Annotated in this window: 10 protein-coding genes; 9 read left to right on the plus strand and 1 reads right to left on the minus strand. The window is 53.9% G+C overall.

Annotation, left to right across the window (positions count from 1 at the left end):
- Positions 1-146 precede the first annotated feature (146 nt).
- From BM200_RS12250 to BM200_RS12290, 9 genes are all read left to right on the plus strand, one after another.
- Positions 147-968 carry an ABC transporter permease gene (locus BM200_RS12250; RefSeq protein ID WP_342716330.1) on the plus strand — a complete coding sequence of 274 codons (822 nt, stop codon included), beginning with the start codon at positions 147-149 and terminating at the stop codon, positions 966-968.
- Positions 965-1,861, plus strand: coding sequence for an ABC transporter permease (locus BM200_RS12255; RefSeq protein WP_091185567.1), 897 nt, complete (start codon positions 965-967; stop codon positions 1,859-1,861). Before BM200_RS12250 ends, BM200_RS12255 begins: the two co-directional genes overlap by 4 nt.
- 71 nt (positions 1,862-1,932) lie before the next feature.
- Positions 1,933-2,988 carry an ABC transporter substrate-binding protein gene (locus BM200_RS12260; protein WP_091185568.1) on the plus strand — a complete coding sequence of 352 codons (1,056 nt, stop codon included), beginning with the start codon at positions 1,933-1,935 and terminating at the stop codon, positions 2,986-2,988.
- Between the two features lie 720 nt (positions 2,989-3,708).
- On the plus strand, positions 3,709-4,989 hold the full coding sequence (locus tag BM200_RS12265) for a M20 family metallo-hydrolase (protein ID WP_091185571.1): 1,281 nt from the start codon (positions 3,709-3,711) through the stop codon (positions 4,987-4,989).
- Complete coding sequence (locus BM200_RS12270; RefSeq protein ID WP_091185573.1) at positions 4,982-5,863, plus strand: nitrilase-related carbon-nitrogen hydrolase; 882 nt, start codon at positions 4,982-4,984, stop codon at positions 5,861-5,863. Before BM200_RS12265 ends, BM200_RS12270 begins: the two co-directional genes overlap by 8 nt.
- A gap of 29 nt (positions 5,864-5,892) precedes the next feature.
- Positions 5,893-7,248, plus strand: a complete 1,356-nt coding sequence (locus BM200_RS12275; RefSeq protein ID WP_091185575.1) for an NAD(P)-dependent oxidoreductase — start codon at positions 5,893-5,895, stop codon at positions 7,246-7,248.
- A gap of 148 nt (positions 7,249-7,396) precedes the next feature.
- A complete protein-coding gene (gene preA, locus BM200_RS12280; protein WP_091185578.1) occupies positions 7,397-8,701 on the plus strand; it encodes an NAD-dependent dihydropyrimidine dehydrogenase subunit PreA in 1,305 nt (434 codons plus the stop codon).
- 3 nt (positions 8,702-8,704) lie between these two features.
- On the plus strand, positions 8,705-10,135 hold the full coding sequence (hydA, locus tag BM200_RS12285) for a dihydropyrimidinase (protein ID WP_091185580.1): 1,431 nt from the start codon (positions 8,705-8,707) through the stop codon (positions 10,133-10,135).
- Positions 10,136-10,187: 52 nt separating this feature from the next.
- Entirely contained in the window at positions 10,188-10,418 is a 231-nt protein-coding gene (locus BM200_RS12290) for a hypothetical protein (RefSeq protein ID WP_091185582.1), read from the plus strand.
- A gap of 22 nt (positions 10,419-10,440) precedes the next feature.
- Here BM200_RS12290 and BM200_RS12295 read toward each other — a convergent pair whose 3' ends face one another.
- Positions 10,441-12,054 carry a PucR family transcriptional regulator gene (locus tag BM200_RS12295; RefSeq protein WP_091185584.1) on the minus strand — a complete coding sequence of 538 codons (1,614 nt, stop codon included), beginning with the start codon at positions 12,052-12,054 and terminating at the stop codon, positions 10,441-10,443.
- Between the last annotated feature and the right edge of the window lie 77 nt (positions 12,055-12,131).

The following is a 12,131-nucleotide window of genomic DNA, read 5'->3' on the forward strand; positions in this document are numbered from 1 at the left end:
TGCATCCGCAATTCTTATGCTAATGCTTACGAAGCAAGAATTGCATCCGCAATTCTTAAGCTAATGCTTACGAAGTAAGAATTGCATTCGCAATTCTTAAGCTATTGCTTACGAAGTAAGAATTGCATTCGCAATTCTTTTAAGGAGTGATTCTCTTGAGCGAATGGCTTAGAAAAGGCAGCCCAGGCGGGATCATCGTTTTATGGGTGGTTGGCGTGCTGATGCTGTGGGAAGCGGCCGCCTGGTACATAGCCGATGTCGCCCATGTGCTGGCTCCTGCCTCAAAGCTTCCTTATTTGCATTTGGTAATCGAAGCTCTAATTAATCACTGGTCGACTCTAGCCGAGCAAGGCGCGATAACCTTCGGCAATTCGATAACCGGATTCCTGATTGGTACAGCGGTTGGCGTTGTCCTTGCGATTGTGATGAGCTTGTCCCGGGCCGTTGAGCTGACATTATCTCCTTATATAATCGCTTCGCAAATGGTACCCATCATCGGTCTTGCTCCCATTCTGTACGGCATTATTCATGATCCCGCGCTGTCGAGAGTACTGATGGCGGGATATGTAACCTTCTTCCCGGTTGCCATCAACATGCTTCGCGGGCTTCAAAGCATCAGACCGGAGCAGGAGGAGCTGATGCGCTCTTACGCGGCGACCGTATGGACGACATACACCAAGATGCGGCTGAAGGCATCGCTGCCGGGACTTTTTGCCGGACTAAAGCTGTCTGCTCCGCTCGCGATTACCGCCTCTATCATCGTCGAGCTGATGGGCGCACCAAACGGCATTGGCGTACTCATGCTCAGCTCTCTCTATTACGGCAGCTCGCAGGTGTATATGTTCTGGTCAACGATTCTGATCAGTGTGGTCATCGGGCTCATCTGGTTTCTTCTTGTCACGCTGGCCGAACGCCTGTTGACTCCGTGGCAGCCGGAATTCCGTCCGAAAGAGGGAGGGGGAAGATGAAGGAGATAACGGCCGTGAATACAGAGCAGCCCCCCGTCTCACCCCCGGTGCTCAGAGCAGCAGATAATGAAGCGTCAGGGTTAAGCACGAAAGTCAACCGTCCGAGGAACATTTCCATCAGAAAAGATTCCCGAAGCACGTTATGGCTGCCACTCGGATTTGGCCTTCTGTTTCTCGTTATCTGGCAGCTAAAAGGATTCCATAAGCTGTTTAACCTGGAGCTCTACCAATTGCCAATACCGTCAGCTATTGCAAAGGCAATACAAGCTAATGCCGATTTGTTATGGAACTACTCCCTGTATACCGGCCTGGAAATGATCGGAGGCTGCTTGATTGGCTCAGCGATTGGCCTCCTTGCTGCGGTTGCTGCTTCCTTTATCCCGCAAACGGGCAGAGGCGCTATCACCTTGCTTGCTGCGCTGAATGCTGTCCCGATTGTTGCGCTTGCTCCAGTCATGAATAACTGGTTTGGCGACGGTGTTGCCTCCAAAATTGCGATCGTCTCGATTATGACGATGGCAACGATGGCGGTCAGCGCTTATAAGGGGCTTCGTTCCGTCGAGCCTGCTTACCTGGAGTTGATGCATGCCTATGCGGCTGGCAAGTACACCATTTTCCTCAAGCTTCGGTTCAAGCTTGCTCTGCCTCATATGTTCACCGCACTCAAAATCAATATGGCGACGGGCATCATCGGGGCAATTGTTGGCGAGTTTTTTATCTCATCCAGAGGGCTTGGCTTTCTGTTATCCGATCAGATCAAGCTGGGCAATATGCCAATCGCGTGGTCCTGCATTGTGATCGCGGCCGTACTTGGCATCGTTCTCTATTATTGCATTCAGCTGATTGAGAGAGTGGCGATTCCATGGCATGTTGCCCGGCGCAAGCTTCATTAATAACTTACGCATCAGGGGATGTCAGCATCAGCATCTTACAAATAGATAGCGATAGGGAGTGGATGGGGTAGATGAGACAAAGAAACCGGGTGTTGAAGACAGTATCCACGCTGACGATGGTGATGGCGATGCTTATTGTTGCGGCTTGCGGCAATAACAGCTCATCGGAGTCAACGAACGAGGGCAAAGCAAGCGAACCGCTGAAGAAGGTCAAGATCCAGCTGAAATGGGTGCCTCAGGCGCAGTTCGCGGGTATTTTTGTCGCCAAGGAAAAAGGCTTCTACGAGCAGGAAGGATTGGATGTCGAGATTGTTCCGGGCGGACCTGATGTCGTTATCGAGCAGCAGGTGGTGAACGGCGCAGCGGATATCGGCGTAACCAGCTTTGACAGCCTATTGGTGAACCGGGACAACGGTCTGCCTCTTGTATCGGTCGCCCAAATCTTGCAGAAGAGCTCTTACCGATTCGTAGCAGATAAGTCTTCCGGCATCGACTCTCCTGAGAAGATGAAGGGCAAGAAGGTTGGCATGTGGACGGGAAGCCAGCAGTTCCAGGTGCTCGCTTTTATGGAGAGGAACGGGCTTGATCCTCAGAAGGATGTGGAGCTGGTGAAGCAGGGCTTTACGATGGATCAGTTTTTCAACAAGCAGCTGGATGTGGCGATCTCCACGATCTATAACGAGTATCATGTCGTGCTGGAGAGCGGCGTGAAGCCGGAGGATCTGTTCGTCTACGATTTTGAAGATGCCGGTGTAGGGATGCTTGAGGATACGCTCGTAGTGAAGGAGGACTGGCTGAAAAATAACCGCGATACCGCGGTGAAGGCCATCCGCGCGACAATGAAAGGCTGGAATTATGCGATTGCCAACCAGGATGAATCGGTTGATATCGTAATGAAGGCGGTAACCGAGGGCAGCACCACGAAGGAGCATCAGACCACGATGCTGATGGAAATGGCGAAGCTGGTGAAGCCGGATGGCTTCACGGATGCTCAAGTTGGCTCTTTTGTAGATGATGCGGTACAGCGGACGGTCGATATTTCAATGAAGTATGGACTTATCAAAGCCGCGCCTGACCTCAGTAAAGCTATTGATAAGACGATTCTGGCGGATGCGGAAAAGAGCTAATTTAGGTTCAGCCTGCATGTATCGGCTGCTGAAGAAGCTTAAGGTCCCTAAGGGACCTTAAGCCGCCTGCAGTAGGCGGAATCTGAAGACTTAAGGTCCCTGAGGGACCTTAAGTCAGGCGAAGGGGTGTTTTTGAGCCAAAAGTGGGCTAGCTGTAGAAGCTTAAGGTCCCTGAGGGACCTTAAACTGCCTGCAGTCGGCGAAATCTGGAGACTTAAGGTCCCTGAGGGACCTTAAGTGCAGGTGAATGGGTCAATGCGAGCCGAAAATAGGCTAGTTGGAGAAACTTAAGGTCCCTAAGGGACCTTAAACCACCTTCAGTAGGCGGAATCTGGAGACTTAAGGTCCCTGAGGGACCTTAAGTACAGGCGAAGGGATGATTTTGAGCCGGAAGTGGGCTAGCTGGAGAAGCTTAAGGTCCCTAGGGGGCCTTAAGCCCGCATGCTGCAGGCGGAATCTGGAGACTTAAGGGTCCTGAGGGACCTTATGTGCGGCAAAGGGGTCAATGCGAGCCGAAAATTGGCTAGTTGGAGAAGCTTAAGGTCCCTGAGGACCTTAACTCTCGGCAATAATACTGTGTTAGCGCATGACTCGCATAATCATAAGGCATGAGGTGAGGATACGGTGCCCTCACTTGAGGGCAGCTATCTGACTAACCGTATAAATTCAAATATTGTACATACTTATATGTCATCGGAGTCTGGACGGGAGGGAACGGACATGAGTGTGGAGCTGGGGGCAAGTATTCATGCAGAACGGTTGAATAGACGTATTGAGGAACTGGCGCAGATCGGAAGGATTGGGGAGACTGGCGTATGCCGGCTGGCTTTGTCGAAGGAAGACCGGGCAGGTGTGGAACGGGTCAAGAGCTGGATGGAAGAAGCGGGGATGCGTGCGAGAATTGATCCTTTTGGCAACCTGATTGGTGTTTTCAAAGGGAAAAACCCGGAGCTTCCCGTTCTTATGCTTGGCTCTCATGTCGACTCCCAGCCGTATGGCGGCCGTTATGACGGCGCTATTGGTGTGCTTGGCGCAATTGAAGTGGTGCAGACGATGGCGGAGAAAGGCTTTATCCCGGAGATGGACATTGAAGTGGTCGCCTTCTGTGATGAAGAGGGCTGCCGGTTCAACAAAGGCTTATTTGGCGTTCGCGGCATGACGGGCAAGCTCGAGGAAGGGGAGCTTGACCGGAAGGATAAGAATGGGGTAACTCGCCGGGAAGCCTTGCTTGAATTTGGCTGCGATCCGGCAGAGTTTGAGGGATATACGTTTGAGCCGGCAAGAATCGGCGCGTTCCTGGAGCTTCATATCGAACAGGGACCGGTACTCGAATCGCTGGACTCCCCTATCGGCATTGTGTCGGGGATATCAGGTCCGCTCTGGTGGACGGTGGAGCTGAACGGCTTTGCCGGACATGCGGGCTCGGTGCCGATGCCGATGAGGCGGGATGCGCTGGTTGGAGCAGCCAAGGTGATTGTAGCGCTTAATGACCTCGCCCGGCTGGAAGAAGGGGCATCGACGGTAGGTACGGTTGGCTCGCTCACCGTATTTCCAGACTCCCGCAACATCATTCCGGAGAAGGTAACCTTTACGGTCGACCTGCGGGATATCGTCCTGTCCCGGCGGAATGAACGGGAGCAGCAGCTGCTCGAGACGATTCAAGACATTTGCGATGAGCATGATCTGCAGTATTTGATCCGGGAGGATACAAACAGCGAGCCGCGTTATTGCGCGGAATGGATGAAGGAGATTTTGCGAAAGGAAGGGGCCGGTATGGGGATGCAGCTGCCGGAGCTGATGAGCGGGCCTTTCCACGATTCACTGACGATGTCTTATGTGTGTGATTACAGCATGATTTTTGTCCGGTGCAAGGAAGGCATCAGCCATAACCCTAAGGAGTATTCCTCGCCGGAGGATATTGCGCTGGGTGCCGAGCTGCTCTACCGGGCGGCCTCACGGATTGCAAGCGGAACCGATATGGGGAGGAGAAGCGATGAGTAAAGTTACAATCGGATTAATCCAGGCTTCCCATGATGTGCACGGCGATGAACCGGTGGAGGCGCACAAAAAGGCAGCAATAGAGAAGCATCTCCGTCTGGTCCGGGAGGCGGCTGCCAGAGGAGCGCAGATTATCTCGCTGCAGGAGGTTTTCTATGGGCCGTATTTCTGTGCCGAGCAGATAACCAAATGGTATGACGCTTCGGAGGAAGTTCCAAACGGGCCAACTACGAAGCTTTTTCAGGAACTGTCCCGCGAGCTGGGTGTCGTTATTATACTTCCGATTTATGAGCGCGACGGCATCGCTAATTACTACAACACAGCGGCGGTTATTGATGCGGACGGTACCTATCTTGGCAAATACCGCAAGCATCATATCCCGCATGTGGCGGCGGGCGACGGCGGATGCGGCTTCTGGGAAAAGTATTATTTTAAGCCGGGCAATCTCGGTTATCCGGTATTTGATACGGCCTTTGCGAAGGTTGGCGTATACATCTGCTATGACCGGCATTTTCCGGAAGGGGCACGCGCGCTTGGGCTGAACGGGGCTGAGATTGTGTTTAATCCGTCTGCGACGGTGGCTGGCACTTCGGAATACCTGTGGAAGCTGGAGCAGCCGGCTCATGCGGTAGCGAACGGTTATTATGTTGCGGCAATCAATCGGGTCGGGGTTGAAGCACCCTGGAATATGGGAGAGTTTTACGGACAGTCGTACCTGGCAGATCCCCGGGGTTCAATTGTCGCAATTGGCAGCCGGGATCAGGATGAGGTTGTTATAGGTGTAATGGACAAAGAGCTGATCCGCGAGGTGCGGAATATTTGGCAGTTTTATCGAGACCGCAGGCCGGAAACGTACAACAACATCATAAACCTATAATAAGCGCTATGAGAAAGGGGGATGAACGGATGGCTGCAACGTTTATATCTGCTGAATCTTTGAGGCGTAATTTTGCCGAGGTAAAAGCCGGGATGAGACCCAAGGAAGCGATCGAGGAGTCTAACCGCTGCCTTTATTGTTACGATGCACCGTGTATCCAGGCTTGTCCGACAGGCATCAACATTCCGTCTTTTATCAAAAAGATCGCCTCCGGCAACATGAAGGGCTCCGCCAGGACCATCATGGAGGCGAATCCGGTTGGTGCAAGCTGCTCTCGGGTATGCCCGACGGAGGAGCTGTGCGAAGGGGCTTGCGTTCTTAATCATTCGTCCAAGCCAATCATGATTGGCGATCTGCAGCGGTATGCGACCGATTGGGCGATCCGGAATGAACAGGTGCTGTTCACCGCTGGACGGAGTAATGGTCAAAAGGTTGCCGTCATCGGCGGCGGTCCGGCGGGCTTGTCGGCGGCTAGGGAGCTTGCGCGGTTTGGCTTTGCCGTTACCGTATTTGAAGCGAAGGAGCAGGCGGGCGGGCTCGATACGTACGGGATTGTCTCGTTCCGGCTGCCGCAGGAAATCTCGCTCTGGGAAGTCGAGCAGGTGAGGCAGCTTGGCGTGGAGATCCGCACGGGTGTAAAGGTTGGCGCGGATATTACAGTCGAGGAGATCAAGCAGGAATATGATGCGGTTGTGCTGGCAATCGGGATGTCCAAGGTGCCAAAGCTGGGTATTGAAGGCGAAGGCCTGCAAGGTGTCTATGACGCCATTGAATTCGTTGAATCAACCAAAACGTCCATTCGGACAGACATAGCGGGTAAAAAGGTTGCCGTTATCGGAGCGGGCAATACCGCTATTGATGCAGCGACTTGCTCGGTGCGGCTTGGCGCCGAGGATGTAACAATCGTCTACCGCCGGACCGCGGCGGAGATGACGGCTTATGAGTTCGAGTACGACTTCGCGAAGCAGGACGGCGTTGTGTTCAAATGGCTGACCGCGCCCAAGCGGATTATCGGCGACTCGGCTGGCAACGTTACGGCGTTGGAATGTATGGCCATGCGGCTGGAAGAGAGCGGCGGACAGATCAAGCCGGTACCGGTGGCTGGCTCGGAGTTTTTTATGGATATCGACGCGGTTGTTCTCGCCATTGGCCAGACCCGGCATGTCAGCCTGGTAGAGCAGTTTGGTCTAGCGCATAAACGCGGAATCGTAGCGATAGACTCGGTTACGTTCCAAACCTCGGATCCGAAAATATTCGCAGCGGGCGATGTGATCTTTGGGGACGGGCAAGGGGAAGCGATGGTCGTGTCGGCGGCGCAGCAGGGGAAAAAGGCTGCTTATGCGATCTATCAGCAGCTGGTGAAGCAGCAGGAGGAGACGGCATAAGAGGTGCTTACGAAGTAAGAATCACCACGAATGGCTAATTTCAGCCAATCGTGTGGCAATTCTTTAAGCTCAAGCTTACGAAGTAAGAATCAACACATATGGCAGAAATCAGCCATTTGTGTGTCAATTCTTTTTAGGAGGGATAGCGATGGCTGATTTGCGTATCAATCTGGCGGGCATATCCTCGCCGAATCCGTTCTGGCTGGCATCGGCGCCGCCGACCAATACGGGTTACCAGGTGCAGCGGGCATTCGAAGCGGGCTGGGGAGGAGCGGTCTGGAAGACGCTTGGGGATCCGATTATTAATACCTCTTCTAGATTTGCGGCGGTGCATTTTAACGGGCAGCGGGTTGCCGGCTTTAACAATATCGAGCTTATTACGGATCGGCCGCTTGAGGTGAATCTGAAGGAAATCTACGAGACGAAGAAACGTTTTCCGAATCATGCGGTTGTGGTGTCCCTTATGGTGGAGCCGAATCGGGAGAAGTGGCATGAGATTGTGAAAAAGGTAGAGGCCGTTGGCGTAGACGGGCTTGAGCTGAACTTCGGCTGCCCGCATGGCATGGCAGAGCGCGGGATGGGCTCGGCCTCGGGGCAACAGCCTGATCTGGTTGAGGCACAGACGATGTGGGCGAAGGAAGCGGCGCAGACTCCGGTCATTGTCAAACTGACGCCGAACATTACGGATATTACGGCTACGGCAAAAGCGGCCGTCCGCGGCGGTGCGGATGCGATCTCGCTGATCAATACAATCAACTCGCTTGCCGGAGTGGATCTGGACACGTGGAACACGATTCCCCATGTCGGCGGCAAAGGCGCCCATGGCGGCTATTGCGGTCCGGCGGTCAAGCCAATCGCGCTGAACATGGTGGCCGAATGCGCCCGCAACGCTCAGGTGAATGTTCCGATCTCGGGAATTGGAGGCGTCTCCAATTGGCGGGATGCGGTGGAGTTCATGCTGATGGGAGCAACAGGCGTGCAGGTATGCACGGCCGCGATGCATCACGGCTTCAGCATTGTCGAGGATATGATCGACGGGCTGAACAACTACCTGGACGAGAAAGGCTTGCAGTCCGTTACCGAGCTGATTGGCCGCTCCGTTCCCCGTTATTCGGATTGGGGAGATCTCGATCTGAACTATCATGTAGTTGCCCGGATTCATGAAGAGAATTGCATCGTCTGCAACAAATGCCATATCGCTTGCGAAGATACGTCGCATCAATGCATTGAGCGCCTGACAACGGACGACGGGCGGGCTTACCTGAAGGTGCGGGAAGAGGATTGTGTCGGCTGCAACCTCTGCTCCATTGTATGTCCAGTGGAAGACGCTATCTCGATGGTAGAGATTCCTTCGGGCGAGCTGCCGATGTCCTGGAATCAGCGTCAGAAGGCGATTGCGTCCGTTGGCGATTCTAATGAAGCGCCGGGCGGCGCCAATAAGGAGGCGGTGTAAGCGATGGCTGCAAAAATCATACGTAACGGCACAATAGTAACCGCGGCTGACACTTATCAGGCGGATGTGCTGATCGAGGACGGGATCATCAAGCAGATCGGCCTCGGCCTCGCGGCTGACGGAGCGGAAATTGTGGACGCTTCGGGAAAATACGTGTTCCCTGGCGGGGTTGATCCGCATACTCATCTGGATATGCCATTTGGCGGCACGGTGACGGCCGATGATTTTGAGACTGGCACGAGAGCAGCGGCGTTTGGCGGAACGACAACGATTATTGATTTTTGCCTGACGGACAAAGGGAAGCCGCTGAGTGAGTCGCTTCAGAAGTGGCATGCCAAGGCAGACGGCAAAGCGGTCATCGACTACAGCTTCCATCTGATGATCAGCGAGATTAATGATGCGGTGCTGGCGGAGCTGCCTGCCATTGTAAAGGATCAAGGGATCACTTCGTTTAAGGTGTTTATGGCTTATAAAAATGTTTTCCAAGCCGATGACGGCACGTTATACCGGACGATGCTCTCGGCCAAGGAGCTTGGCGCGATGGTGATGGTGCATGCGGAGAACGGCGATGTGATCGAGTTTCTCGTAGAGAAGGCTCTCGCCGAAGGCAACACCGATCCGATCTACCATGCGCTCACCCGGCCTTCCGCTATAGAGGGCGAAGCAACGGCACGCGCTGCGGCTCTTGCCGAACTGACCGGAGCAAGGCTGTACGTCGTGCATGTCACCTGCGCGGAAGCGGTAAAAGCGATCAGCGAAGCGAGGACCCGCGGCGTGGATGTATGGGGCGAGACTTGCCCGCAGTATCTGGTGCTTGATCAATCGTATCTGGCGCTGCCGGATTTCGAAGGAGCCAAGTATGTCTGGTCGCCGCCGCTGCGCGAGAAGAACCATCAGGAGGTGCTCTGGAATGCCCTCATCACTGGCCAACTGCAGACGCTCGGCTCCGACCAGTGTTCCTTTAACTTCAAAGGTCAGAAAGACCTGGGGCTTGGCGATTTCAGTAAAATACCAAACGGAGGACCAGTCATTGAGGATCGTTTCTCCATCCTTTATTCGGAGGGAGTTGCCAAGGGGAGGCTGACGCTTAATCAGTTCGTTGATATCGTTGCGACGCGCAACGCCAAGCTGTTTGGCTTATTCCCCCGTAAAGGGACGATTGCCGTTGGCAGCGACGCGGACGTGGTTATTTTTGATCCAACGGTAGAAAGAACGATCTCCGCGGAATCTCATCATATGAACGTGGACTACAATCCGTTTGAGGGGATCCGAATTAGCGGCGTGCCGGAAAGCGTCCTGTCGCGAGGTGAGTTTGTGATCAGGAATCAGGCTTATGTGGGCATAGCGGGCTCGGGGCAGTTCCTGAAGCGGGCTACGTATAAGCAGGCGGATGCAAGCGATTCCGGGAGGAAAGAAAAGGTTCGGCAGCAGTAGGAACGGGATAAGGATGCAAGCAAGAAAGACCATTCAACGGAGGTGCTCCCTTATGTCCGCTTACCAGGAGTTTATGGAAGAGAAAGAAAAGCTGGATGCTTATATAAGCAGGCAGTTCAGAATTCATAGCGTAGTGGAAAATTTGAGCGGCACAACGATTGAGCTTGTTCATCCCGGCGGGGAGAGCGCCGTTCTGCAGCTGCTCTCCGCCGATGCCCGGAAATATATGTCCAACCTGGTAGTGAAGCAGCTGGCTTCATCCGGCTGGAATGATGCAGGTTAACGGCTCCTGCTTGCACACGGAATTACTTGATCGCCCCGTACGTATACTCATACGCGTTTAACGCAAGCTCGATCGCCAGCCGTTTGTCGGCTACAAGGTAGTCGTCTCCCAGCAGAGCGGCTATCTTGTCGAGCCGGTGATAGAGCGTCTGCCGGACGATAAACAGCTCCCGGGCCGTATCCTGCTTGGAGCCGGACAGGGACAGGAACACTTTGAGCGTCTTGAGCAGCTGCCCGTTTTTCTCCTGGTCGTACCGCGTCAGCGGCCCGATGTATTCCTCAATCATGGCGGGCAGCATCCCGGTCTTCTTAAGCCCCGAGATAATCCGGTACGTATGCAGATCGTTGAAAAAAGGCGAGCTCAGCGGCCCGATATCCGTCTGGATCGCAACCGTTTCCTGGGCGGATTCGTAGCCTTCCTGCGCGCGGGACAGATCGGTCATATATTTGCCGATGCCAAGAGTGCCGGAGAACAGGGCCGTATCCGGGTTATGCTCGGTTCTTCGCAGGCGCTCAATGGCGCGGAGAAGCCGTTCCTTCCACTTGAGCTGCTTCATCTGGTCAATGAGCACAAAGACGATATGGTCATGCAAAATGGCGGGGAGGAGAAAATAGCCTTCGCCTTCGAAGATGGCGCGGGCGACCATATTCTTCTGCATGAGCAGTTCCTCGCCTTCCTTCCATTCCGCCAGCTTGACTTGAAGACGGAACACGCAGACCGTAAGACCGTACAGCTTGGCGGCCGGCTTGATCGAGCTGATATACGCCCGGACCTCCTTGTCGGCATGCTTGCCGCTCAGCCAATCGGTTACCCACATTTCATCCTTGTAGCGGCGTCTCTCTTCCATATATTTCGTTCTCATCATCTCTTGAGCGAGTGCCGTAGCGCAGCGGTCGAGGGCTAGGATTTGAAACTCGCTAAGTTCCTGCTCGGACTGCAGCAGCAGATCGGCGAATAGATGGTCAAGCGCCAGAATCGGACGGTGAGCGAGACCGCGCTTTAGGACAGGTGTGGCGAACATTTCGCCGTAAATCCACTGCTCGTAGAAGATATCGGCTTTGGCACGAGGCATATGCGGCATAAACTGGGCTTCGGCGTTAAGAGGGAAGAAGGCGACTTGGGCGCCGGTCGTGTGGTGGAGAAGCTTGAGCAGCGGCATAATGCCTTTGCCGGAGAGCAGGAGCTGGTTCAGCTTGGTTGAGAGAGCTTCGAGTTCATAGACCATGCGGTGATGCTGGTGGATGAAATAGGCATGCAGGTCTTGGGTAATGTCGATATAACGAACCTCCTCGTGGAAAAAAAGAAGAGGAAAGTTCTCGCGTTTCGCCAGCTCGATCATGGCATCGGATGGCTTTTTGGTGTAGGTGCCAAGCTCGATGCAAAGGCCGGAGGCGCCGGAATCGATGAGCTGCCGGAGGAAGGATAAGCTGAGCTCCTCATCATCATGCCAGCCTATGCCGGTGGACAGGATCAGCTCATTGCCGCTTAGAAGCTTGCCAACCTGGGTAACTTCCATTATATGGACCCAGCGTACGGTGCGGTTCAGTGCTTCATCGCTTGCGATCGTTTCAGCCTTCTGAAACAGCGGGCGCTGCAGGATGTCTCTAACGGTTAGCTGCATCAACGTTTCAACCATGGACATTCACCGCCCTAAAGTGGAATAGTGGGGGAATCTAGTTTTTTCCTCATTATACAAGAGGATAGATTTCATAG

It is taken from the genome of Paenibacillus catalpae (genome assembly GCF_900112695.1).
Lineage (GTDB): Bacteria > Bacillota > Bacilli > Paenibacillales > Paenibacillaceae > Pristimantibacillus > Pristimantibacillus catalpae.